Origin of the sequence: Modestobacter italicus, assembly GCF_019799965.1 — a bacterium.
GTDB lineage: Bacteria > Actinomycetota > Actinomycetes > Mycobacteriales > Geodermatophilaceae > Modestobacter > Modestobacter italicus_A.
This window is the reverse complement of the sequence record NZ_JABGCJ010000005.1, coordinates 280,099-303,477: the sequence shown is the minus strand read 5'-3', so window position 1 is coordinate 303,477 and position 23,379 is coordinate 280,099. Positions and strand designations below refer to the sequence as shown.

At 75.1% G+C, this 23,379-nt stretch carries 22 protein-coding genes; 7 read left to right on the top strand and 15 right to left on the bottom strand.

The features are described 5' to 3' along the window. Positions 1-32 precede the first annotated feature (32 nt). Positions 33-1,463, bottom strand: a complete 1,431-nt coding sequence (locus HLA93_RS14535) for a cytochrome P450 (RefSeq protein ID WP_308128145.1) — start codon at positions 1,461-1,463, stop codon at positions 33-35. Between the two features lie 138 nt (positions 1,464-1,601). On the opposite strand from HLA93_RS14535, the gene HLA93_RS14530 reads away from it, so the two are divergent. Both HLA93_RS14530 and HLA93_RS14525 read left to right on the top strand, forming a co-directional pair. Further along, on the top strand, positions 1,602-2,057 hold the full coding sequence (locus HLA93_RS14530; protein ID WP_308128144.1) for an alpha/beta hydrolase fold domain-containing protein: 456 nt from the start codon (positions 1,602-1,604) through the stop codon (positions 2,055-2,057). A gap of 84 nt (positions 2,058-2,141) precedes the next feature. Further along, positions 2,142-3,647: an MFS transporter gene (locus tag HLA93_RS14525; RefSeq protein ID WP_222195097.1), complete on the top strand. Its 1,506-nt coding sequence runs from the start codon at positions 2,142-2,144 to the stop codon at positions 3,645-3,647. Between the two features lie 14 nt (positions 3,648-3,661). Here HLA93_RS14525 and HLA93_RS14520 read toward each other — a convergent pair whose 3' ends face one another. The 8 genes from HLA93_RS14520 to HLA93_RS14485 all read right to left on the bottom strand — a co-directional run bounded on the left by HLA93_RS14520 (position 3,662) and on the right by HLA93_RS14485 (position 11,981). Beyond that, a complete protein-coding gene (locus tag HLA93_RS14520) occupies positions 3,662-5,089 on the bottom strand; it encodes an NADH-quinone oxidoreductase subunit N (protein ID WP_222195237.1) in 1,428 nt (475 codons plus the stop codon). A gap of 16 nt (positions 5,090-5,105) precedes the next feature. Next, positions 5,106-6,593, bottom strand: coding sequence for a complex I subunit 4 family protein (locus tag HLA93_RS14515; protein WP_222195096.1), 1,488 nt, complete (start codon positions 6,591-6,593; stop codon positions 5,106-5,108). 4 nt (positions 6,594-6,597) lie between these two features. Next, the gene (locus HLA93_RS14510; RefSeq protein ID WP_222195095.1) at positions 6,598-8,529 is read right to left on the bottom strand and encodes a proton-conducting transporter transmembrane domain-containing protein; all 1,932 of its coding nucleotides are present in this window, start codon (positions 8,527-8,529) and stop codon (positions 6,598-6,600) included. A gap of 76 nt (positions 8,530-8,605) precedes the next feature. After that, positions 8,606-8,908 (bottom strand): NADH-quinone oxidoreductase subunit NuoK, encoded by a 303-nt coding sequence (locus HLA93_RS14505; protein ID WP_222195094.1) that lies wholly within the window; start codon positions 8,906-8,908, stop codon positions 8,606-8,608. Continuing rightward, complete coding sequence (locus HLA93_RS14500) at positions 8,905-9,456, bottom strand: NADH-quinone oxidoreductase subunit J (protein ID WP_308128143.1); 552 nt, start codon at positions 9,454-9,456, stop codon at positions 8,905-8,907. Before HLA93_RS14500 ends, HLA93_RS14505 begins: the two co-directional genes overlap by 4 nt. Before the next feature lie 4 nt (positions 9,457-9,460). Then, the gene (locus HLA93_RS14495; RefSeq protein WP_222195093.1) at positions 9,461-10,393 is read right to left on the bottom strand and encodes an NADH-quinone oxidoreductase subunit H; all 933 of its coding nucleotides are present in this window, start codon (positions 10,391-10,393) and stop codon (positions 9,461-9,463) included. Then, the gene (locus tag HLA93_RS14490) at positions 10,390-11,640 is read right to left on the bottom strand and encodes a hypothetical protein (protein WP_222195092.1); all 1,251 of its coding nucleotides are present in this window, start codon (positions 11,638-11,640) and stop codon (positions 10,390-10,392) included. Before HLA93_RS14490 ends, HLA93_RS14495 begins: the two co-directional genes overlap by 4 nt. Next, positions 11,631-11,981 carry an NADH-quinone oxidoreductase subunit A gene (locus tag HLA93_RS14485; protein WP_308128142.1) on the bottom strand — a complete coding sequence of 117 codons (351 nt, stop codon included), beginning with the start codon at positions 11,979-11,981 and terminating at the stop codon, positions 11,631-11,633. The genes HLA93_RS14490 and HLA93_RS14485 overlap by 10 nt, the downstream gene beginning before the upstream one ends. Before the next feature lie 123 nt (positions 11,982-12,104). Between HLA93_RS14485 and HLA93_RS21040 the strand changes: the two genes are divergently transcribed. Continuing rightward, positions 12,105-12,455: an ArsR/SmtB family transcription factor gene (locus tag HLA93_RS21040; RefSeq protein ID WP_308128141.1), complete on the top strand. Its 351-nt coding sequence runs from the start codon at positions 12,105-12,107 to the stop codon at positions 12,453-12,455. A 162-nt stretch (positions 12,456-12,617) separates the two neighbouring features. Beyond that, on the top strand, positions 12,618-14,180 hold the full coding sequence (locus tag HLA93_RS14475) for a Na+/H+ antiporter (protein ID WP_222195090.1): 1,563 nt from the start codon (positions 12,618-12,620) through the stop codon (positions 14,178-14,180). 41 nt (positions 14,181-14,221) lie between these two features. Here the strand turns inward: HLA93_RS14475 and HLA93_RS14470 are convergent, their stop codons facing one another. Next, positions 14,222-15,406 carry a PucR family transcriptional regulator gene (locus HLA93_RS14470; RefSeq protein WP_308128140.1) on the bottom strand — a complete coding sequence of 395 codons (1,185 nt, stop codon included), beginning with the start codon at positions 15,404-15,406 and terminating at the stop codon, positions 14,222-14,224. Between the two features lie 96 nt (positions 15,407-15,502). On the opposite strand from HLA93_RS14470, the gene HLA93_RS14465 reads away from it, so the two are divergent. Further along, positions 15,503-16,609: a ferredoxin reductase gene (locus HLA93_RS14465; RefSeq protein ID WP_222195089.1), complete on the top strand. Its 1,107-nt coding sequence runs from the start codon at positions 15,503-15,505 to the stop codon at positions 16,607-16,609. Between the two features lie 70 nt (positions 16,610-16,679). Next, complete coding sequence (locus HLA93_RS14460; RefSeq protein WP_222195088.1) at positions 16,680-17,885, top strand: fatty acid desaturase family protein; 1,206 nt, start codon at positions 16,680-16,682, stop codon at positions 17,883-17,885. A gap of 75 nt (positions 17,886-17,960) precedes the next feature. On the opposite strand, the gene HLA93_RS14455 is transcribed toward HLA93_RS14460, so the two are convergent. From HLA93_RS14455 to HLA93_RS14435, 5 genes are all read right to left on the bottom strand, one after another. Next, entirely contained in the window at positions 17,961-19,154 is a 1,194-nt protein-coding gene (locus HLA93_RS14455) for an ABC transporter permease (protein ID WP_222195087.1), read from the bottom strand. Beyond that, positions 19,151-19,870, bottom strand: a complete 720-nt coding sequence (locus HLA93_RS14450; protein ID WP_222195086.1) for an ABC transporter ATP-binding protein — start codon at positions 19,868-19,870, stop codon at positions 19,151-19,153. The genes HLA93_RS14455 and HLA93_RS14450 overlap by 4 nt, the downstream gene beginning before the upstream one ends. Then, positions 19,867-21,075, bottom strand: a complete 1,209-nt coding sequence (locus HLA93_RS22085) for a peptidoglycan-binding protein (protein ID WP_222195085.1) — start codon at positions 21,073-21,075, stop codon at positions 19,867-19,869. Before HLA93_RS22085 ends, HLA93_RS14450 begins: the two co-directional genes overlap by 4 nt. Next, a complete protein-coding gene (locus HLA93_RS14440) occupies positions 21,072-21,593 on the bottom strand; it encodes a hypothetical protein (protein WP_222195084.1) in 522 nt (173 codons plus the stop codon). The genes HLA93_RS22085 and HLA93_RS14440 overlap by 4 nt, the downstream gene beginning before the upstream one ends. 292 nt (positions 21,594-21,885) lie before the next feature. Then, positions 21,886-22,284 (bottom strand): universal stress protein, encoded by a 399-nt coding sequence (locus HLA93_RS14435; protein WP_222195083.1) that lies wholly within the window; start codon positions 22,282-22,284, stop codon positions 21,886-21,888. A 151-nt stretch (positions 22,285-22,435) separates the two neighbouring features. Between HLA93_RS14435 and HLA93_RS14430 the strand changes: the two genes are divergently transcribed. Then, positions 22,436-23,326 (top strand): LysR substrate-binding domain-containing protein, encoded by an 891-nt coding sequence (locus HLA93_RS14430; RefSeq protein WP_222195082.1) that lies wholly within the window; start codon positions 22,436-22,438, stop codon positions 23,324-23,326. Positions 23,327-23,379: the final 53 nt, after the last annotated feature.

The following is a 23,379-nucleotide window of genomic DNA, read 5'->3' as shown; positions in this document are numbered from 1 at the left end:
CGGTGCGGCCCCCCGCCGGGGGCCGCACCGGCTCAGAAGGTGACCGGCAGCTCGTCGATGCCGTAGACGAAGGAGAGCTCGCGGAACGCCAGCTCCTGTGGTGGCACGGCCAGGGCGAGGTCGGGGAAGCGCCGCAGGAGTGCGGGGAGCACGATGCGCAGCTCCATCCGGGCGAGCTCCGCGCCGATGCACCGGTGGATGCCGTGCCCGAACGCCAGGTGGCCGCTGCTGGGCACCCGGGCCGGGTCGAAGGCGTCGGGGGAGTCGCCGGCCGACCGTGGGTCGCGGTTGGCCCCGCTCAGCGAGGCGAGGACGACGTCCCCGGCCTTGAGCGGGGTGCCGAAGAGGTCCATGTCCCGCCGGGCGAACCGGGGGAAGGCCATCTGCACCACCGACAGGTGGCGCAGCAGCTCCTCGACCACCCGGTCGACGTCCTTGCGCGAACCATCGCGGACCAGCGCCGCGCTGGCCGGGTCACCGAGCAGCACGATCGTGCTCAGCGAGATCATCCCGGCGGTGGTCTCGTAGCCACCGGTGAAGACGCCGTCGGCCAGCCCGGCCAGGTCGACATCGGAGATCGCCTCGCCCTCCTCCCGGATGATCTGGCCGATCAGCCCGGGGCCGGGCTCCCGGCGCTGGCGGGCCACCGCCTCGAACAGGAACTCGCGTTGCTCGGAGACCGCGCCGAACGCGGCGGCGGCCCCGGTGGTGATGTCGAAGCGCTGCACCCCGAGCCGGGCGAAGGCGTCGCGGTCGTCGAGCTCCAGGCCCAGCAGGTCGCAGATGGTCTGGAAGGGCACCGGGAACGACACGAGCTTGGCCAGGTCGGCCGTCGGCCCCGCCGCGGCCAGCACGTCCAGCTGCCGCTGCACCCGCGCCTCGATCAGCGGCTCGAGGCGGGCGAGCCGGCGCATCGTGAACTCCGGCGTGATGATTTTGCGCAGCCGGGTGTGCAGCGGCGGGTCGGTGAAGCCCAGGCCGCCGATGTCGTCCGCGCTGGCCCCGCCGGTGCCGGGCAGCAGGTGCCGGATGTCGTTGCTCCAGCTGTCCCGGTCGGCGAGCACGGTGCGCACGTGCTCGGCGCCGGTGAGCAGGTAGACCGAGAAGTCGAAGGGCAGCTCCAGCCGGTGTACCGGGTCGGTGGCCCGCAGCTCGGCCAGCCGCGGGACCGGCTCGGTGCCGATCCGCTGCAGCGGCACCTTGGTGGGCTCCGGGATGAAGGTGAGCTTCGAGAGGTCGATGCCCTTCTTCTGGATCCGCCGGGCCATCAGCCGCCCGGTCCAGGCGCGGGCACGCGCACGCACGCCGGCACCGGACCGGCCGCCGACCGGCGGGCGGGGGGTGGGGACGGGGTACCTGGGCAGGGCGCGGGCGCGGGGTGCGGAGTCCGTGACCCCTCCCGGTGTGTCGTGGTCGATGCGGTCTTCGTACTCCAGGTCGACGACCGCGATCAAGGCCGCCACGCGCCCGGCGCTCCACCCGTTGCCCCCGGACGCCGGATGCGTGGCAGGCGGGTGTGCCTCCCCGGTCGACGGGTAGGGCGCAACGGAACCCGCGGGCGCCGAGACCTGGCGTCTCGCCCTGCAGACCGAGGAGGCCCCGTGGCCCTGAGCTACCCCACCCGGCCCGGTGACATCGACCACCTCATCGCCGACGACCACGCCGTCGTCGAGCGGCAGTTCCAGCACCTGGAGGCCGGCCGCCGCCCGCTGAACCGCCCGCTGCTGTCCTGGATGGCGCTGCACGCCTTTCGGGGCTTGCCCGAGGCGGCCACCGACCCGCGCATCGCGCTGCTGGACTGGACACCGGAACAGAGCGCGGTCATGCCGCCCACGCTGGTGGTCACCGACGAGCGCGACGTGCTGCGCAGCCAGGGCCAGCAGTTCGCCCAGGACCTCGAGGCGGCCGGGGTGGAGACCACCCACCGCTGCTTCCCGGGCGTGGTGCACGAGTTCTTCCGCGCCTCCGCCGTCCTGGACGAGGCCGAGCAGGCGCAGCAGGACGCGGCCGCGCACTTCCAGGCCGCGTTCGACCGGCCCGCCCCCGCGGCGGTGTGACCCCGCGCCGGCCCCCGCAGCGTGCCGGGGCCGGCGCTCCCTGACCCCGAACGGCCCTCCCGGGCACGATCACGAGAGGGCCCGATGACCCAGCACGACCAGGCGCCGGCGACCGAGGGCGCCGACCCCAGGCGGTGGCACGCGCTGTGGGTGACCCTCGTCGTCGGGTTCATGACCCTGCTCGACGTCAGCATCGTCTCGGTCGCCCTGCCCTCGCTGCAGTCGGACCTGGACACCTCCCCGGCGACCGTGCAGTGGGTGGTGTCGGGGTACGCGCTCACCTTCGGCATCGCCCTGGTCCCCGCCGGCCGGCTGGGTGACGCCTACGGACGACGCCGGATGTTCCTCATCGGCCTGGTCGCCTTCGTGCTGTGCAGCGCGGCCGCCGGTGCCGCGCCGTCGGCCGGGCTGCTGGTCGCCGCCCGGCTGGCCCAGGGCGTCGCGGCCGGCGTCCTGGCCCCGCAGAACTCCGCGCTGATCCAGCAGTTGTTCCGCGGCGCCGAGCGCGGCCGGGCGTTCGGCTTCTTCGGCGCCACCGTCGGCATCTCCACCGCCATCGGGCCGGTGCTCGGCGGGGCGATCCTGGCGCTCGCCTCCGGCCCGGGCGGCTGGCGGTGGATCTTCTACGTCAACGTGCCGATCGGCGTGCTGGCGTTCGTGCTCGCCGTCCGGCTCATCCCGCGCCGCGACCCGAGCGAGCACGGGCGGATCGACGTCCCCGGCGTGCTGCTGCTGGGCACCGGGGCGCTGGCCGTGCTGCTGCCGCTGGTGCAGGCCGAGTCCGGCGGCCTGGCCCGGCTGTGGTGGTGCTTCCCGCTCGGCGCTGCACTGCTGGTGGCCTTCGTCGGCTGGGAGCAGCGCGTCGTCCGGGCCGGCAAGGAGCCGGTGTTCGACCCGCGGCTGGTCACCCGCACCCGCGGCTACGCGCCGGGGGTGGCGCTGGGCACCGTGTACTTCCTCGGCTTCAGCGGCATCTGGCTGACCTTCGCGCTCTTCTTCCAGACCGGGCTGGGCTGGTCGCCGCTGCAGTCGGGGCTGGCCGTCACGCCGTTCGCGGTCGGCTCGGCCACCGCGGCGGTGATCGCCGGCCGGCTGGTCGAGCGGTTCGGCCGGGCGCTCACCGTCGCCGGGCTGACCGGCGTCGTCCTCGGCCTGTCCGGGACGGCGATCGTGATCGCCACCGTGCCGCCGGAGGCGACCGGCTGGGCGATCATCCCCACGTTGCTGCTCGCCGGGGTCGGCGGCGGCTGCGTCATCTCGCCCAACGTCACCCTGACCCTGCGCGACGTCCCGGTGGCGCTGGCCGGCTCCGCCGGGGGCGGGCTGCAGACGTTCCAGCGGTTCGGCGGCGCGATCGGGACGGCGGCCCTGCCGGCGCTGTTCTACCTGGTGCTCGGCGCCACCGACGACCGGTACCCGCTGGCCGCCGCCGCGGCGCTGTCGGTCGCGGTGCTCGGGTCGCTGGCCGCGCTGGTCATCGGCCTGTTCGACTGGCGGCACGACCGCCGGGACGCCGCCCGGCAGGCCCGGCACGAGGACCAGGAGCACGGGCACCACCACGCGCACGTGCACGCCGCCCGGCTCGGCTGATCGGGCCGGCCGGGTCAGCCGCCCACCAGCGCGGTCACCGCACCGGCGCCCAGCCCCACGGCCAGCACGCCCACCGTGCCGGCGACCGCCGCGCCGGTGGCCCACGGAGCCGACGGGGCGCCCGGCTGCTCCCCGGGCCGGAACGCCTCGACCAGCCAGCGCAGGTAGTAGAAGAGGCTGACCAGCGTGTTGACCGCGGCGACCACCACCAGCCAGGCCAGCCCGCCGTCCCAGGCGGCGGTGAACACCGTCAGCTTGCCGATGAAGACCGCCGTCGGCGGGGTGCCGACCAGGCTGAGCAGGCCGACCACCAGCGCGGTCGCCAGCGCCGGGTGCCGGCGGGCCAGACCGCGGAAGTCGCCCAGGGCGCGGGCGTCGGGGCGGGCGGCCAGCACGGCGAAGGCGGTCAGGTTGGTCACCGCGTAGCCGACCAGGTAGGTCAGCAGGGCCGGCACCGCGCCGGCCCCCGTACCCGTGTCCGAGACGGCGCCCACCACCGCGACCGGCATCAGCAGGTAGCCGACCTGGCTGACCGTCGACCAGCCCAGCAGCCGGCGGGCGTCGGTCTGGGCCAGTGCCGCCAGGTTGCCCAGGGTCATCGTCGCGGCGGCGAGCAGGCCGACCAGCAGCGGCCACGGCAGGGTGCCCGGCAGCACGTCGACCAGCCGGGCGACGGCGACCAGGGCGCCGACCTTGGGCACGGTGGTCAGGAACGCCGCGGCCGCGGTGCCCGCGCCCTGGGTGGCGTCGGGCACCCAGAAGTGCAGCGGCACCCCACCGGCCTTGAACAGCAGCCCGGCGAGCACCCCGAGGGTGCCGACGGCGACCGCCGCGGCCGGTGCGCCGGCCAGACCCGCGCGCATGCCGGGCAGGGCGGTGGTGCCGGCGACGCCGTACAGCACCGTCACGCCCAGCAACAGGCAGATCCCCGCCAGGGCGCCGAGCAGGTAGGTCTTCAGTGCGGCCTCCGCTGCCCCCGCCGTCCGCGACATCCCGACCAGCGCGTACAGCGGGATGCTGGAGAGCAGGAAGCCGACGGCGAGCACGAGCAGGTCGTCGGTGGCGGCCAGCACCACCGCGCCCAGCCCGCCGAGCAGCAGCAGCGCGTAGGTCTCGCTCTCCCGGACCTGCCCGCCCAGCTCCGCGACGCCCAGCCCGATCACCAGCAGCAGCGAGGCGACCACCACCAGCCGGGTGACCGACGTGGGGGTGTCGAGCACGAACGCCCCGAACACCGTCTCCGCCGGCGGGCCGAAGTCGCGACTCCGGCCCCCCGGGAAGGTGAGGGCGGTGGCGATCCCGGCGCCCAGGAGTGCGGCGACCGCCACCAGCCGGGCCACCCACTGACGCTGCTGGGGGAGGAACGACCCGGCCAGCAGAGTCGCCACCGCACCGCCCAGCAGGAACAGCTCCGGCAGGAGGGCGAGTGGGTCCTGCTGCATCACCGGCGCACCCCGCTCACCGGCTCACCAGGCCCACGAGGGTCTCCGCGGCCGGCGCGATCAGGTCCAGCAGCGGCCACGGCGCGACGCCGATCGCCAGCGACAGCACCAGCAGCGTCACCACCGGGACCGCCTCGACGGCCCGGACGTCGGCGAAGCCGATCGACCGCCCGCCCGGAGGGCCGACGAGCATCAGCTGCACCGCCCGCAGGAACAGCGCGGCGGTGATCAGGATCCCGGGCAGCGCGACCGCCGCCCAGGCCGTCGCGCCGGCGCTGCCGGCGAACACCTGGAACTCGGCGACGAAGCCGCTGAACGCCGGGATGCCCAGCGAGGCGAAGGCGGCCACCCCGAACAGCCCGGCGAACACCGGCCCGGTCCGGGCCAGACCCCCGTGGTCGCGCATCGCGTAGCTGCCGGTCCGGTCGTGCAGCACCCCGGCGAGCAGGAACAGCGCGCCGGTGGTCAGCCCGTGGCTGACCATCTGCGTCACCGCCCCGGTCACCGCGAGCTCGCGCGCCGCCGTCCCGGAGCCGGCCAGCCCGGCCGCGCCCACCGCCAGCACGACGTAGCCCATGTGGTTGATCGAGGTGTAGGCGATCATCCGCTTCACGTCGGTCTGCGCCAGCGCGACCAGCGCCCCGTAGAGGGCCGAGACGACCCCGACCGCGATGACCACCCAGGCCGCGGCCTGCCAGGCGCCGGGCAGCACCGGCATGGCGATCCGGACGAACCCGTAGGTGCCCATCTTCAGCAGCACCGCGGCCAGCACCGCCGAGCCGATCGCCGAGGCGTCGGTGTGCGCCGGGGGCAGCCAGGTGTGGAACGGGACGGTCGGGGTCTTGATCGCCAGGCCGACCAGCAGGGCGGCGAGCACGAACCCACCGGCCACCGGTGCGTCGGCCAGCGGGGCGGCGGCGATCAGCGTCGGGATGTCGAAGGTGTGCGGGTCGGCGGCGAGGAACAACCCGATGAAGCCCAGCAGCAGCGCCAGGCTGCCCAGGAACGTGTACAGGAAGAACTGCAGCGCCGACCTGCCGGCGTTGCGGCCGGTGCCCCAGCCGCCGATCGCCGCGTACATCCCGACGATCGACAGGTCGAAGAAGACGAAGAACAGGATCAGGTCCTGGGCGGCGAACAGCCCCAGGCAGGTGGTCTGCAGCGCCAGGAACAGCGCGGCCAGCGCGCGCGGCCGCTGCTGCTCGCGCAGCCCGTAGACCGCGCAGGCGGCGAAGACGACGGCGGTCAGCGCCAGCAGCGGCAGCGACAGCCCGTCGACGCCGACGTGGTAGCTGCTGTCCACCGTCGGGATCCAGCGCACCCGCTGCTCGAATGCCAGCCCGCCACCGGCCGGGGACTCGTAGGCCGCGCAGAGCCAGACGACCAGGGCCAGGTCTGCGGCGGTCGCCCCGGCCCAGGCCCAGCGGGCCACGCGGTCGGGCACCGGCACGACGGCGAGCAGGGCCGCCACGGCCAGTGGCAGGAAGATGATCAGACTGAGCACGGGCTCACCTCACCGCCAGCAGGAGGGCCAACGCGGCGGCGAGCACCACGGCGGCCTGGACGTAGTACTGGTGCACCCACCCGGTCTGGGTGCGGCGGGCGAGCGCACCGAGCCGGCGGGTGCCCGCGGCCAGCGACCGGACGGCGGCGTCCGGCCCGGCGTCGTCCGCCCGGGCGGCCGCGTTCGCCAGCCGGGCCCCGGAGGCGGCCGCCCCACGGACCCCGCGGTCGAGCACGGCATCGTCGAACCGGGCGGCCGCGGTGGCTGTCAGCAGCGCACCGCGGCCGGTGCCGCGCACGACCCGGGCGAGCACCGCGTCGTCGAACCTGGCGAGCCCCTCCGCGATCGCCATCACCGGCCGGACGACGAGCACGGTGGTCAGCCGGGGGAGCCCGAGCCAACCGGACAGCCAGCCGCCCAGCGGCCCCCAGGACAGGCTGCGGACCCGGGCGGAGGCCAGCAACGCCACGCCCACCACCGCGAGCAGGGCAGAGATGGCCATCTCTGCCACGGAGGGGGTGGGGGCGCTGGCCGCGCCGAGGGAGCGGCGCAGGGTGTCGCCCACCGGCGGGAGGGCGAGCAGGCCCAGGACGACGGCACCGGCGGCGAGCACCACCAGCGGCGCCTGCTCCAGGACCCCGACCCGCCGGGTGCCCGCCTCCTCCGTGTCGTAGCCGGGGCCTGCGGGCAGCTGCTGCCAGACCAGCCAGAGCACCTTGCCCGCGTAGGCCGCGGACAGCGCGGCGGCCGCCAGTCCGACCAGGTACAGCGCCAGGGACTCGTGCCGGGCGCCGGCCAGCACCGCGTCCTTGGTGGCCCACAGCGACAGCGGGACGACGCCCGCGAGTGCCAGCGCGCCGACCGCGGCGCAGACCCCGACCAGCGGCCACTGCCGCGCCGCGCCGCGCAGCGCGGCCAGCTGCTTGGTGCCCAGTGCGCTCAGCCACGCGCCGGCCACCAGGAACAGCAGGGCCTTGGTCGCGGCGTGCGCGACCAGGTGGGCGGTCCCCCCGGCGACCGAGCCCACGCCGGCGCCGAGCACCACGAACCCGAGCTGGGCGGCGGTGGAGGCGGCCAGCAGCTGCTTGAGGTCGCGCTGGGCGACGGCGACCGCACCGAGCAGCAGCGCGGTCAGCGCACCCACCCAGGCCGCCGTGGTCGCAGCCCACCCGGCGGCGGACAGCAGCGGCGCCATCCGCAGCAGCAGGTAGCCGCCCATCGCCACCATCGCCGCCGAGTGCAGCAGCGCGCTGACCGGACTGGGCCCCTGCATCGCCGCCGACAGCCACGCGGTGAACGGCAGCTGGGCGGCCTTGCCCAGGGCGGCGACGAGCACCCCTCCGGCGGCGACGTGCAGCCACGGCCCCTCGGCGGCCGCCAGCTCGTCCAGCGCGAGCCCGGTGCCACCGGCCAGCGCTGCTCCGGCAGCCAGGTACAGCCCGAGGTCGGCGGTGCGGGTGGTCAGGAACGCGTTCAGCCCGGCGCCGACCCGGTGCTCCTCCTGCCACCGGAAGCCGATCAGCGCGTAGGAGGTCGCGCCCATCACCTCCCAGGCGAACAGCAGGGCGGGCAGCGTGGTCGCGGTGACGGTGACGACGACGGCCGCGGCGAACAGCAGCATCAGGCCGGTGAACCGGGCCCGGGCGCCGGAGACGTCACCGGCGGAGAAGACCAGCACCAGCAGGGTCACCGCGGCCACCGCCGGCAGCACGACGGCGGCCAGCGGGTCGACGGCCAGCCCGAACGCGGCGCCGGGCAGGAACGGTGCCTCGGCCGCCGGCCGGTCCAGCGCGAGGACGACCGACAGCACGAGCACGACCGCCGCCGTCCCGATGCCGACGCCGGGTGCGACGCGGGCGGCGCGCCGGCCGAGGACGCACAGCAGGAGGCCGACGACGGCGGGCAGCCCGGCCGTCGTCCACAACAGCGCGCTCACGCGCCCGACCCCCGAGCGCGCCCTCGCAGAGGGCCAAGGTCGCGACTTCGGCCCCTGAGGGAGGACTGGGGGACGGTCACTGCGCCAGGTCCGTGGCCATGTCGGTCATGTCCGACTGCTTCGACCGGTGCAGCAGGGTGGCCACGGCGAACCCCATCGCCATCTCCACCGTCATCGCGGTGAGCACGACCAGCAGCAGCACCTGCCCGTCGGGGGCGGGGGAGAGGAACCACCAGAAGCCGGCAGCGGCCAGGACGACGCCGTTGAGCATCAGCTCCAGGCCCATCATCACCATCACCACGACCTGCTGGGAGATCGCGCCGTAGAGGCCGATGCTGAACAGCGCGGCGGCGACGAGCAGGACGGTCTCCAGGGTCACCGGTCCGCCCTCCCGTGACGGCTCCGGTGGCGGAGCTCGGGGCCCAGCCGGTCGTAGCGGCCGCGCGGCAGCGCGAGCACCAGCGCGGCGACGATCGTGGCGAACAGGACCGGCGAGACGGTCAGCATCACCAGCATCTTCGAGTGCATGACGGCCTCGCCGAGCGAGGTCACCAGGTCCGCGGCGGGTGCGCCCCGCCGGGTGGGCCACGGGACGAGCACCGCACCGGCGGCCAGCACCACGAAGGTGCCGATCGAGACCAGCAGTGCCGGGCGCTTGCCGTGCACCATGCTCATCGGCATGAGCGCGGGGTTCATCCCCATGAACATGATCATGTAGATGGCCATGATCGCCATCTCCATCACCATCATCAGCACCGTCATGACGCCGAGGAACTGCAGGTCCAGCAGCAGCAGCGCCAGCCCGACCGCGACGAACGAGGCGGCCAGCGCGTAGGTGGCCCGGGCCATCGAGTCGACCCGGAAGACGGCGACCCCGGCGGCGATCGCGACCACCGCCAGCACCCAGAAGACGATCTCGCTCAGCACTGCCTCACCCCCGCGCCACGACGACGACGGACACGACCAGCAGCTGCAGCAGCACCAGCGGCAGCACGACCAGCCAGGCCGGCACCGCCAGCCGCTCGGGCCGCACGACCGGGAGCCGGCGGCGCAGCGCGACCAGCACGGCCAGCAGCAGCGAGGTCTTGACCAGCACCCACAGCCAGGCGGGCAGCAGCGGGCCGTGCCCGCCGCCCAGGAAGGCGGTCACGCCGAAGGCCGACCCGGCGGTCAGCAGTGCGTACCGGCCGGCGGTGACCAGCCACCGGTCCACCCCGGCCGACTCGGCCAGCACCCCGCCGGCCGCCCCGCTGCCGAGTGCGGCGCTGAACGGCCCCCACGCCGAGAAGGCGACGACCCCGGCGCAGAAGACGACGAAGGCGACCGGCATCCAGACCATGAACCACAGCCCGGCCTGCGCGGCCACCAGGTCGCCCAGCCGCAGGCTCCCGGCCGCCACCGCCGGTGTGGTCAGGGCGAACATCAGCGGCAGCTCGTAGGACAGCGCCTGGGCCAGGAACCGGTGGCCAGCGACCAGCGGGTGCACGCTGTTCGGCCCCCACCCGGCCAGCCACAGCGCCGCCCAGAGCAGCACGTCCAGGGCGTTGAACCAGACGACGCCGACGGCCATGTCGGCGACGGTCCACCTGCCGAACGGCACCACGACCACCATCAGCAGTGCCGCGGTCAACAGCCCGGCGCCGCCGATCCGCTGCAGCGGCAGGTCGGCGGCGATCGTCGTGCGCCGACGTTGCCGGAACAGCCGCGCGGTCTCCGCGGCCGGGGTGAGCAGGCCGCCGGACAGCGGGCGGCCGGCCGACCGGGCGGCCAGCACGCCGTCCAGCGCAGCCGCGGCGGTGGCGACGGTGAGCAGCAGTGCAGCTGCCAGCGGCACCCAGCCGGCCGACACCTGGGTGACGGTCACGCGGCGCCCACCTCGACCGGCTCCCGCACGGAGGTGTCCAGGTCGAGGCTGGCGACCACCAGCCGGACGGTCGCCAGGTCCAGCCCGGTGACCAGGTCGGCCAGCTCGGTCAGCGTGATCGGGGCGCCGTGTGCGCTCCCGGAGAGCCAGTGCCCCAGCCGGTCGGCGGCGTCGCCCTCGGGCAGCACGCCGACCCCGCGCAGCGACCAGCGCAGCAGGCGCGAGCGGCGGACCCGGCGGGCCAGCCGCTGGGCCTCCCGTTCCGGGACGGGCCCGGTGAGGGCGGCGTCGCGCAGCCGGACGGCGGCCGTGGCGGCGTCGGACCAGCCGGCGACCGCGAGCAGGGTGGCCGCGGCGTCCCAGCGTCCGGCCGTCGTGCCGTGCAGGGACCCGCCCGCGGGCGGTGTCCTGGCCGCCTCGAGCACCTCGGCGCGTGCGGCGACGACCAGCTCGCCCTGCAGCGTGGTGTGCAGCAGTAGCCCGGCGGGCCAGTGGGGCAGCACCGGCCCGAGCGGCACGTGCAGCACGTCCAGGTCCAGCTGATCGGGGTCGGGGAGCTGGTCGGCACCGCCTCCACCGGCCAGCGGGATGCCCCCGGGCATCGGCATGTCCATGTCCCCGTGGTCCATGTCCCCGTGGTCCATGTCCCCGTGGTCCATGTCCCCGTGGTCCATGTCCCCGTGGTCCATGTCCCCGTGGTCCATGTCCCCGTGGTCCATGTCCCCGTGGTCCATGTCCCCGTGCTCCTGGGTGGGGTCGGTGTCGTGGTGGCCCTGCTCGCCCTCGTGGACGGCCCCGGGGTGCGGGTCGTCCCAGGCCGGAGGGCGGGCGTCGGCGTCCGCGCCGCCGTCCCCAGGTGCGTCGTCCGTGCCCACCGAGGTGTCGGTGGCCGGCACGCCCTGCGCGGGCCCGGCCGGGCGGTCCTGTGCGTCCTGGCGCTGGGTGGCCTCGTCGGCGAGCTGGCCGGCGGCGGCGTCCAGCGCTGCTGCGACGTCGGCCGGATCGAGCGCCTGGACGCGGGAGCGCGGCCCGGGCAGCTGCGCCCAGACCAGCTCCACGGCGGCAGCGAACCGGGGCCCCGGTTCTCCGCAGACGACCAGCAGGTCGGCATCGGCCGGGGAGTCGGCGAGCCGCCAGCCCCGCGACCGCACCCGCTGCTCCAAGGTGCAGCGGGTGTACCCCCAGCCGGGCACCTCGGCGACCAGCACCGCGGTGCGGCGCGCGGCGAGCCGCGTGATCAGACCCATTCCAGGGCCCCCTCGCGCCAGGCCCACAGCACACCGGCCATCAGGACGCCGAGGAACACGAACATCTCGACCACCGCCGAGACGCCGATCTGGGCGACCACGGTCGCCCACGGGTACATGTAGAGCATCTCCACGTCGAAGGCGAGGAAGAGCAGCGTCAGCGGGTACCACCGCGCCTCGAACCGGGACAGCGCGTGCTCGGTGGGCCGCCAGCCGGACAGGAACGGCAACGTGGGCAGCGGCCGCGCGGCGACCGCGGTCCGCCGGTGCACCGCGTACAGGGCGAGCACGCCGCCCACCGCCACGGCGAGCATCAGGGCAGCGCTCAGGTAGGCCGTCACGCGGACCCCCTCTCGCGGTGGTGCGGCCGTCGACCGACCGGCGAGCCGCATACCCGTGTGCCTGTACGGGTAATCACCCGACCCGCCGGGTATCCGCAGACGGTGTCCGATCACGCCCATCCCGTGGACCCCGCCCGGGTCGCCGCCGCCCGGGCCCGGGTGCCCAGCCGGGACGACGCCGGCCAGCTGACCGCGGCGCTGAGCCTGCTCGCCGACCCCACCCGGGCCCGGGTGCTGTACGCCCTCGACCTGGTGGAGGAGCTCTGTGTCGGCGACCTGGCCCTGGCGCTGGAGGCCACCGAGGACGCCGTGGGCTACGCCCTGCGCCTGCTCCGCACCGCCGGGTTCGTGGTGAGCCGCAAGGAGGGCCGGGTCGTGTACTACCGGCTGGCCGACGGCTTCCCCGAGCCGCTGCGCGAGCACTGCCTGCGCCAGCTCCTGGAGCTGACCCGGGAGACCGACGAGGACGGCTGAACTGCGGCGGACCGATCCCGCCATCTGCACCAGGCATGTTCGACGGGCACCAGGGCAAGGAGAGCCCGCCCGATCGTCGTCCGCACCGCGCTCCCCGGAGGAACACCGATGCCCGCAGGACCGACCACGCCGCTCGCTGTCCAGCAGCGGCGGGGCTGAGCGATGGACGCCCTCGTCCTGCTGGGCCTGCTCCTGCTGGGGGTCGTGGTGCTCACCCCGGTCGCCGACCGGATCGGGGTCCCGCAGCCGGTGCTGCTGACCGTCTACGGCCTGGCCCTGGGTGCCCTGCCGGTCGTGCCTGCGCCCGACCTGCCGCCGGAGCTGATCCTGCCGCTGGTGCTCCCGCCGCTGCTGTTCGCCACCACGCAGTCGACGTCGCTCCGCGAGCTGCGGGAGGCGGCCCGCCCCATCCTCGGCCTGGCCGTCGCGCTGACCGTGGTGACGGCCGCCGTCGTCGCCGTGGTCGGGCACGCCCTCGGGCTGCCGTGGGCGGTGGCGATCGTGCTCGGCGGGATCGTCGCGCCGCCCGACCCGGTGGCGGCCACGGCCGTCGCCAAGCGGCTCAACCTGCCACCGCGGCTGGTCACCGTGCTGGAGGGCGAGGGGCTGTTCAACGACGCCACGGCGCTGGTCATCTACCAGCTCTCGGTGATGGCCGTGGTGGCCGGCGGGGTCTCGGTGGCCGAGGTCGGCTGGGGGCTGGCGACCGCCGTCCTCGGCGGCACCGCGATCGGGCTGGCCGGGGGGTGGCTGGCGCGCAAGGCCCTCGGCTGGCTGGACGACGCGGCGACCGAGACCACCGTGACCCTCGCCGTCCCGTTCGGCATGTACCTGCTCGCCGAGCACGTGGGCGCCTCCGGCGTGCTGGCGGTGCTCGCCGCGGGGCTCTACCTGCGGACGGCGGCGACCAGCGAGATCACCTCGGCCGGCTGGGTGCTGGGCCGGCAGGTGTGGCAGTACGTGGAGTTCGCGGTCAGCGGGCTGCTCTTCGCCTTCCTCGGCGTCGAGCTGATCAGCGTGCTGGGCACCACCGAGCTGTTCGACGACGGTCAGACGCTGCTCGTCGCCGGCGCGGTGACCGCGGTGCTGGTGGGGGTCCGGGCGGCGGCGATGTTCCTGGCGTCCGGGCTGGCCGGGCGCAAGGCCCGCCGGGCCGGCTCGGCCACCCCCTACGGCTGGCGGGAGTCGGCGGTCGCCTCCTGGGCGGGGATGCGTGGCGTGGTCACCGTCGCCACCGCGCTGGCGCTGCCGGCCACCATCGACGCCGGCGGCGCCTTCCCGGCGCGCGAGGAGGTCGTGCTCGTCTCGCTGCTGGTCGTCGTGGTGACGCTCGTGCTGCAGGGGCTCACCCTCGCGCCGCTGATCCGCCGGCTCGGCGTGGCCACCGACTCCGACGTCCCGGCCGACGTCCGGCGGCTGCACCGCGTGGTCACCCAGGCGGCGCTGGACTCCGTGCGCAGCGCCGAGGACGCCCCCGACGACGTGCGCGCCGCGGTGCTGCGGCAGTACGAGGCGCGGCTGGGCTACCGGCGCGACGTCGAGGAGCTGGTGGACGAGCGCGGCGAGGGTCGCGGTGCCGCGCTGCGCGACCTGCTCGCACGGGCCGCCGAGGCCGAGCGGGAAGCGGTGCTGGAGGCCCGCCGCCGCGGCCAAGCGAGCCCCGCCGCCGCCGACGACGTGCTGTTCGACGTGGAGGCGCGGGCCATGCGCTACGGCTCCTCCTGACCAGGAGGCGCTGGTGACCGGGGGCATCGGGAGGCCCGCGCTCAGTCCTCCCGAGCGCCCAGCGCGACGGTGAGCGCCAGCACCGTCCGCGGGTCGTCCAGCCGGTCGCCGAAGAGGTCGCGCAGCTGGCTCATCCGGTACCGCACGGTCTGCGGGTGCACGAACAGCTCCGCGGCCACCTGCTCGCGCCGGCCGTGGTGCAGCAGCCAGGAGCGCAGCGTCGCGGTGAGCTTCTCCCGCACGGCCGGGCTCACCTCGTCCAGCGGCGCCAGGACGGCGGCCCGCAGGTCCGCGAGCGCCTCCTCGTCGGCGCGCAGCACCAGGTCGGGCAGCCGCTGCTCGGTGTCCAGTGGGGCCGCCTCGTCGGGGGCGAACCCGAGCTCCAGCACCCGCAGCGCCCGGGCGTAGGAGACCGCGACCGCCGACCACGGCCGGGGTGGGCCGACCACGGCCGCCCGACCGTCCAGTGCACGGAGCAGCCCCGGCCGCGCACCGCCCCCGGCGTCGGGCACCAGCAGCACGGTCAACCCGGTCGCGGGGTCCAGGCCCGGCGGGTCGTCGTCCACCTGCAGCGTGCGGGCGTCCAGCAGGGCCAGCGCGCCGCGGGCCCGCGCCTGGGGGAGGAGGACGGCGGTGAGCGTCCGGGGCGGTGACCAGCCGGCCCGTTCGGCGGCTGCGGTCAGGTCGTGCAGCGGCCGGGCGGCCAGCAGCAGGGCGCCGAGTCGCTCGCGGTGGTGCCGGCGCACCCGGCCGGTGGTCTCCAGCTCGTCGGTGTGCCCGGCCACGCTGGAGGCCGACAGCTGGTCGATGTAGGCGAACACCAGCTCGGCGAACCGGGCCAGCGACGCCCCGGACAGCCCGGCGGCCACCGCGGTGTCGCTCATGTGCCGCCAGGACACCCGCGCGCCCACCCGGTAGGCGGCGAGCAGGGCGTCCATCGACCGTCCGCTGCGGGCCTCGCCGCGGCCCAGCGCGTAGGCGCCCTCCAGCGCGGGGCCGATCGGCCGGCTGGCGTCGGCGCCGTCGGCCGTGGTGGCCAGCTCCAGGAACCCGCCGAGGGCCAGCTGCACCGCGTTGGAGATCGCCCGGCCCATCTCACCGGAGAAGGCGCCGGCGTAGTCGGTGACCTCCACGACGATGGTGGCCACGGTCTGCTCGGCGACCGCCGGCAGCTGGGCACGCATCGCGGCGACCACGGCCGGCGGGAAGATGACCTCGGTGCTCACGGCTCCTCCGTCGGTTGTTCGCAGGGAACAGAAGGTACCGATCGATTCACGTCGTGAGCACAGGTGTTCATCCCTACGGCGGGGAAGACTCAGGACATGACCACCACCGTCCCGCGCCCGAGCCCGGGTCGCCCGGCACTCCGTGCGCTGCGCGACCGGGTGCTCAAGGCCGCCGAGCTGGTGACCACGCCGCTGCTCCCGGTCGACTACCTGGACCTGATCGACCCGCTGCGCTCCGGTGCCGCGCTGCGTGGGCGGATCGAGGAGGTCCGGCAGGAGACCCGCGACGCCGCGACCATCGTGATCCAGCCCGGCCGCGACTGGCTGCCGCACACCCCCGGGCAGTACGTGCGCATCGGCATCGACGTCGACGGCGTCCGGCTGTGGCGCGCCTACTCGATCACCTCGGTGCTCGGCCGGGCTGACGGTCGCTTCACCATCACGGTCAAGGCGATCCCCGACGGCAAGGTGAGCAACCACCTGGTGCACCGCGTGCAGCCGGGCACGATCGTGCAGCTGGACCAGGCGACGGGGGAGTTCGTGCTCCCGGAGCAGCGGCCGGCCAAGGCGCTGTTCGTCACCGCCGGGTCCGGGATCACCCCGGTGATGGGGATCCTGCGCAACCACGTGCACGAGCACGAGGACGTCGTCCTGGTGCACTCCGCGCCCACCGCCGACGACGTCATCTTCGGTGCCGAGCTGCGCGAGCTGGCCCGCAGCGGGGCGATCCGGCTGATCGAGCGGCACACCGCGACCGACGGGCTGCTCGACACCGCCGTGCTCGCCGGGATGGTCCCCGACCTGGCCGAGCGGTCGACCTGGGCGTGCGGGCCGATCGGCCTGCTCGAGGCGCTCGAGCAGTACTGGGCCGACGCCGGCATCGCCGACCAGCTCTACACCGAGCGGTTCCGCCCCCGGGTGCTCGTCACCGGCGACGCCGGCGGCACGGTGGCCTTCACCGCGTCCGGCCGGACCCTCGAGGTCGACGGCGCCACCCCGATCCTGGACGCCGCCGAGGACGCCGGGCTGCTGATGCCCAGCGGCTGCCGGATGGGCATCTGCTACGGCTGCGTGCTGCCGCTGCGCGAGGGCGCCGTCCGTGACCTGCGCACCGGCGAGGTGACCACCGCCGCCCCCGGCGACGGCGTCCTCGTCCAGACCTGCATCAGCGCCGCCGCCGGCGCCTGCGACATCGACCACTGACCCACTGCGGGGTGGACCTCGTCGAGGTGCCATCCCGCGCCACCGCACCCCCAGAGCTGAGGAGCTGCACGTGACCGTCCTGCAGAAGAAGTCCGACAACCCGATCGCCCACCTGTCCGAGGCCGACATCGAGGCCATCGGGTTCGAGCTCGACGCCATCCGGCAGAGCGTGATGGACAGCCGCGGGGAGGCCGACGCCGCCTACATCCGCCGGGTCATCGACGTGCAGCGCAAGCTCGAGCTGGGCAGCCGCGCCGTCCTGCTGTTCTCCAAGTTCCCGCCGGCCTGGGTGCTGGGCACCGCCGGGCTCTCGATCGCCAAGATCCTGGAGAACATGGAGATCGGGCACAACATCCTCCACGGCCAGTGGGACTGGATGCGTGACCCGAAGATCCACTCCACGACCTGGGAGTGGGACATGGCCAGCCCGGCCGAGCAGTGGAAGCACTCGCACAACGAGCTGCACCACACGTACACGAACGTGATCGGCAAGGACAACGACCTCGGCTACGGCATCATGCGCGTGGACGAGGACCAGAAGTGGGTGCCGCTGTACCTGCTGCAGCCGGTGTGGAACTTCGTCAACGCCTGCTTCTTCGAGTACGGCATCGCCGCCTACGACCTGGAGCTGGGCAAGAACCTGGCCACGAAGGAGCGGCGGGCGAACCCGGCGTTCCGGGCGGCGGCCAAGCAGGTGCTGAAGAAGATCCGCAAGCAGGCGACCAAGGACTACCTGGTGCACCCGGCCCTGTCGGGCCCGTCCTTCCTGCCCACCGTGGCGGCGAACTTCACCGCCAACGTGGTGCGCAACCTGTGGTCGCACTCGGTGATCATGTGCGGGCACTTCCCGGAGGGCGTGGAGACCTTCGAGAAGAAGTCGATCGACGGGGAGACCCGCGGTGAGTGGTACCTGCGCCAGATGCTCGGCTCGGCCAACATCTCCGGCAGCAAGGCCATGCACCTGATGACCGGCAACCTGTCGCACCAGGTGGAGCACCACCTGTTCCCCGACCTGCCGAGCAACCGGTACGCCGAGATCGCCCCGAAGATCGAGGACCTGTTCCGCCGTTACGGCCTGCGGTACCACTCTGCGTCCCTGCCGCGGCAGGTCGCGTCGGCCTGGCACAAGGTCATCCGGCTCTCGCTGCCCAACGGCTGGCTGGCCCAGACCACCCCGGCCAACGCCCCGGCCCAGGTCGTCAAGCTCTACAAGATGACCACCGGTGGGCCGAAGGTCCGCCGCGAGCTGCAGCAGGAGCAGTTCGCCGCCGTCTGACGCACGCGCACAGCAGGTACGCGACGAGGCCCGCCGGCGGAGTCCCCCGGCGGGCCTCGTCGTCTGCTGAGCGGGTCAGGCGGCCAGCGCCACGGTCGGCGGTGTCCGGGCGGCCCGCACCGCCGGGTAGAGGCCGGCGACCCCGCCGATGACCAGGGTCGCCGCCACCCCGACGACCAGGACGCCGGGCGGCACCACCACCGTCCACCCGTTGGCCACGGCCACCACCGCGGTGACCGCACTGCCCATGCCGGCCCCGGCGATCCCGCCCAGCGCCGACAGCAGCAGCGCCTCGCTGAGGAACTGGGCGGCCACGTGCTGCCGCGTGGCGCCGAGGGCGCGTCGCAGACCGATCTCCCGCCGCCGCTCGATGACCGAGATGATCATCGTGTTGGCCACCCCGATCCCGCCGACGACCAGCGCGATGGAGCCCAGCCCCAGCAGCAGGCCGGTGAACGCCTCGTCGGCGGCGTACCGGGCCGCCAGGGCGTCCGAGGGGCGGGAGACCGCGACCGCAGTGGGCTGCGCCGGCTGGAGGGACGGGGCGATGAGCCCGGCGACCTCGGCGACGGCGTCGTCCGTGGACCGCTCGTACAGCCGGGTCGGGTGTCCGGTGTGACCGAGCTCGGACGTCGCGACGGGCAGCCCGACCAGGGCGGCGACGTCGAGCTCGGGGGCCAGCGGCACCGGGTCGAGGATGCCGACCACGGTCGTGTTGCGCCCGCCGAGCCACACCTGGCGGCCCACCTCGGTGATCCCGAGCCGCTGGGCGGCGGTGGCGCCCAGGACCGTCGTGGGGAACCGGGCGGTGACCTCGTCCAGCCAGCGCCCGGTGCCGACGGTGCCCCCCACCACTTCGAGCAGGTCCAGCTCGGCGGCGGTGACCGTGAGGCCGCCGGTCAACCCGGGGTCCACGGCCCTGTTGCGGTAGACCGCGACGTCGTCCAGGTCAGCCGTGGTCGTCGCCGCGGTCACCCCGGCGATCCGCTCGACCCGGGCGGCCGCGTCGGCCGGGAGCGGCAGCGGCTCGCGCCCGGCGGTGTCCGCGGCGACCCCGGCGGTGAGCAGGTCGGTGCCCAGGGCCGCCAGTTGCCGGTCCAGCTGTGCCCGGCTGGACGACGACAGGCCGACGACGGCGACCATGGCCGCGATGCCGATGGCGATGCCGAGGGCGGAGAGGACGGCGCGCACCGGGCGGGCGCGGAGGCCCGCCGAACCCAGGTGGACCAGGTCGGCTGCGCGCAGCCGGGAGGGGCGGTGCGGGGTCACTGGTCGACCTGCCCACCGGCACCGGCGCCGGCCGGGTGCGCGGCGCCGGAGTCGCTGACGACCCGGCCGTCGGCGATGGCCACCTGGCGGGGCAGCCGAGCCGCGAGCGCCTGGTCGTGGGTGATGACGACGACGGTCGTCCCGGCCGCGTTCAGCTCGTGCAGCAGCGCCACGATGCCGGCCCCGGAGCGGGAGTCGAGGGCGCCGGTCGGCTCGTCGGCCAGCAGCAGCGGTGGCTGCCCGACGAGGGCGCGGGCGATGGCCACCCGCTGCCGCTCGCCCCCGGACAGCTGGCCCGGCCGGTGGTCCAGCCGGTGCCCGAGGCCGACGCTCGCCAGCGCGGCACGCGCCCGCTCCCGGCGGTCACGCCGGAGCACCCCGGTGTAGAGCAGCCCGTCGGCGACGGCGTCCACGGCGGTCACCCCCTCGGCCAGGTGGAACTGCTGGAACACGAAACCGATCCGGTGCGCCCGCAGCGCGGACAGGCCCGCGTCGGACAGCCCGTTCACCTCGGTCCCGTCGACGAAGGCCCGGCCGGAGGTGGGCTGGTCGAGGGTGCCCATGACGTTGAGCAGGGTGGACTTCCCCGAGCCGCTCGGCCCGACGACGGCGACGAACTCGCCGGCCCGCACGGTCAGGTCGACCCCGGCCAGCGCCTGCACCGGCGGCGACCCGTAGCTGCGGGTGACCCCCTCGAGGCGGACGACCTCGCTCACCGGGTCGGCACCACGACGTCGAGACCGGCGCGGACGCCCTCGCCGGAGACCTCGACCCGCCCGGATGCGAAGGCACCGACCGTCACCGGCAGCACCGTCGTCGGGTCCCCGGCGCGCCGGCCGGGCACCTCGATGCCGAAGGTGGACTCGTCGATGGCCACGAGCGCCTCGACCGGGACGGTCAGCACGTCGTCGGCGAGGGTGCTGGCGAACCGGACGGTGACGTCGGCCTGGGCGAAGGCCGCCGCGCCCGCCGGGTCGGCGAGGCCCACGGACACGGGCACCACGATCGTGGGGGCCGACCCGTCGGCCGCCGGTCGTTCGACGGCCGCACCGACGCCGGTCACGGTGCCGGCGAGCTCGGTGCCGTCGGGCAGCACGACCGTGACGGCGGCACCGTCGACGGCCAGCTGCTGGTCGTCCAGCCCCAGGTCGACGTCGACGACCTTGTCGGTGCCCGAGGTGGTGTACAGCTCGGTGCCCGGGGCCACCTCGGCGCCCAGCCGGCTGCTCAGCGCCGCCACGCGCAGGGGCTGGTCGGCGAACAGCACCGCCGCGCGTGCGACCGCACCGGTCTGCTCGACCCCGAGCGCCTTCTGCCACCGCTCCACCGCGGCCGCCGTGCGGGCGGTGAAGCGGCGGTCGGGTGCGTCCGTGGTGTACCCCAGGGTCGCCAGGGCCTGCTCCAGCTGCCGGACGTCGTCGCCGTCGGCCATGCCGGCGGAGAAGTCCCGCCAGGCCGGGAGCGCACCGGGGAGCAGCACGACCGGGCGGGCGTTGACGGCGTACAGCGGGTCGCCGGGGGAGATCGTCGTCCCGACCGCCGGGAGCATCGTCACCACCCCGGCCGGCCCCGCGGTCACCGGCGCTCCGGCCGCGAAGTGCAGGGTCCCGCGCACGCTGGTCTCGGCGACCATCGTCCCGACCGTCACGGACACGGTCGTCAGGGGAGTGGACGGTGCCCCGGCCGTGGCCTGCGGTGCTCCACGGTCCACCCAGACGGCGGTGCCGGCGATCGCGGCGACCAGCAGCCCGACGGCCACCACCGCCCACCAGCGCATCCGGCGGCGTGCCGGGGCGGACGGCTCGGCCGGCGTTCCCCCGCCGGGTGGATCGGGTTGCGTGGCCGGCCCCGCCGTCCGGTCGTCCTCCCTCGGGGTCGTCCCGGGGCCGCTCGTCCGGTGCCCGGGTGCCGGCGACGTCACTGGCCCGCCTGCTCGCAGTGCTGGAAGTCGGCGTCCGAGATGCCCTCCGGCAGGGTGATCGCGTTCCCCGGGGCGGGGTCCTCTGCGTCGTAGCCGAGGTCGCGGAAGCACTCGGCCATGGCCAGGTACCGCTCCCGCAGCGCCGCGAGCTCCTCGTCGGTCCAGGCGTGCACCGGTGGGTCCCCGATCTCGGCCATGCAGGCCGAGGCCGCGGCATCGACCTCGGGCCCGCCCTCGGTGATCCCCTCGCCCGGGGCCGGGTCCGCGATGTCCAGCCCGCGGTCCCGCATGCACTGGGCCAGCCGGAGGTCGTAGGCGTCGCGCGCGGCGTCGGAGTCGGCGGTGGCCTGACCACCGCTGCTGCTGCCGCCGCTCGTGGACGAGGAGGTGGACGGGCCGCCGGTCGAGGCGGTCGGGGCGGCATCGGAGCCGCAGGCGGCCAGCGTCAGGGCCAGGACCGGGGTGGCGAGGAGCACCGAGGGGGCCCGGCGGAGGGTGGTGGTGGGGAGCGCGAACACGAGGTCCTCCTGGGTCGGCGGCCGTCACACCGCGGGGTTCGACGAGGTCGACCCAACCCATCCGCCGGTTGCCCAGGCGTCAGCAGAAACGCATACGCCCACGACAGGTCTGCCCCAGGACCTCGTGGGCGGGTGCGGAACCGGGGCCACCCTGGGCCCTTTCGCGGCGCCTGCCGGTCGGGTGCCGTCACCCGGCCCCGGAGAGTGGCCCCCGCGGGGTGTCCGCCCCGCGACACGCGACGAGGCCCGCCGGGGAGCTCCCCGGCGGGCCTCGTCGCGCGTGCGGTGCTCCTCAGCCGTGCTGCGGCTTGACCGCCAGCACCGGACGGTCGGCGTCCAGCAGGATCCGCTGCGCGCTGCTGCCCATCAGCAGCTTGCCGACGGGGGAGCGGCGGCGCAGGCCGATGACGATCACCGAGGCGTCGGCCTCCTCTGCCACCCGGAGCACCGCGTCGGCGAGGTCGCCGGTGTGCGGGGTCTGCCGCAGCTCCAGGGGGACGCCGTCGGCCTGCGCACGGGCCGTGAGCGCGACGACGAGCTCCGGCGGGGCGACGTCGGCGCTGACCGGCGCGCCGCCGCGGGGGCTGTTGAGCACCAGCAGGTCCTCGCCGCGGCGGCGGGCCTCTGCCAGGCCGGCGGTGAAGGCCGCCTCGCCCTCGGGGGTGGGGACGAAGCCGACGAGGACGGTCACACGAGCTCCTGGGGTGGTGTCGGTGCGGTCGGCGGGTCTGGGCCACCGGTGACCCTGCCACGATCGGGCGGGCAGTGGCCGACCGTGGTCGAGGACCCGGCTGTCCAGCGCTCACTCCTGACCGCTGAGGGCCCAGTCATACCCTTCGTGCATGGCGTTCACGCTGGAACAGCTGCGTGGCTTCGTCGCCGTCGCCGACGAACTGCACTTCGGGCGGGCCGCGGCCCGGCTGGCGATGACCCAGCCGCCGCTGAGCCGGCAGATCCAGAAGCTGGAGCGGGCGGTGGGTGCTCAGCTGTTGGAGCGGGACAACCGCCGGGTGGCACTCACCGCTGCAGGCGAGGTCTTCCTGGTGGAGGCGCGCCGGCTGCTCACGCTGGCCGACGGCGCTCCCGAGCTGGCCCGCCGCGTCTCCTCCGGGTCCAGCGGCCTGCTCCGGATCGGTTTCACCGCTGCCTCCACCTACGGACTGCTGGGGCAGCTGCTCAACGAGCTGGCCCGGGAGCTCCCCGACGTGGACGTCGACCTGTCCGAACTGGTCACCCGAGAGCAGGTGGCCGGGCTGCGCGCCGGCGAGCTCGACCTCGGTCTGGCCCGCCCGACCGTCGACCAGCAGGCCTTCGGCTCCCGGCTGCTGCACCGGGAAGCGCTCTGCGTCGCCGCGCCGCTGGGCTCGCCGCTGCTCGCGCTCGGCCGGCCGGTCGAGGCCGACGACCTCGCCGGCGAGGCGGTGGTCATGCACTCGCCCACCCGGGCGCGCTACTTCTACGACCTGGTGGTCGGTGCGGTCCCGACCGCGTCGGAGAACGCCGTGCACACCGTCGGCCAGGTGCTGACCATGCTCTGGTTGGTGGCCGCCGGCCGGGGGATCGCGTTCGTCCCCGAGTCCGCCGCCCGGCTGCCCATCGAGGGCGTCGGCCTGGTCCGGCTGCGGACGCCGGTGCCCCAGCCGGTGGAGCTGCACCTGCTGTGGTCCCGGGACACGACCAACCCCGCTGTGTGGCGGGCACTGGAGGTGCTGGAGGCCCTGGCGGAGCTCTGATGCTCTGACGGCATCGCCCGATGCGCAATTGCTCTTGGACAGGCATCAAAGGC

Excerpts from the sequence above, each read along its gene's own strand:
- HLA93_RS14430 (WP_222195082.1), top strand. The coding sequence starts at position 22,436 with ATGGCGTTCACGCTGGAACAGCTGCGTGGCTTCGTCGCCGTCGCCGAC.
- HLA93_RS14520 (WP_222195237.1), bottom strand. The coding sequence starts at position 5,089 with ATGCAGCAGGACCCACTCGCCCTCCTGCCGGAGCTGTTCCTGCTGGGC.
- HLA93_RS14525 (WP_222195097.1), top strand. The coding sequence starts at position 2,142 with ATGACCCAGCACGACCAGGCGCCGGCGACCGAGGGCGCCGACCCCAGG.
- HLA93_RS14490 (WP_222195092.1), bottom strand. The coding sequence starts at position 11,640 with ATGGGTCTGATCACGCGGCTCGCCGCGCGCCGCACCGCGGTGCTGGTC.
- HLA93_RS14475 (WP_222195090.1), top strand. The coding sequence starts at position 12,618 with ATGGACGCCCTCGTCCTGCTGGGCCTGCTCCTGCTGGGGGTCGTGGTG.
- HLA93_RS14465 (WP_222195089.1), top strand. The coding sequence starts at position 15,503 with ATGACCACCACCGTCCCGCGCCCGAGCCCGGGTCGCCCGGCACTCCGT.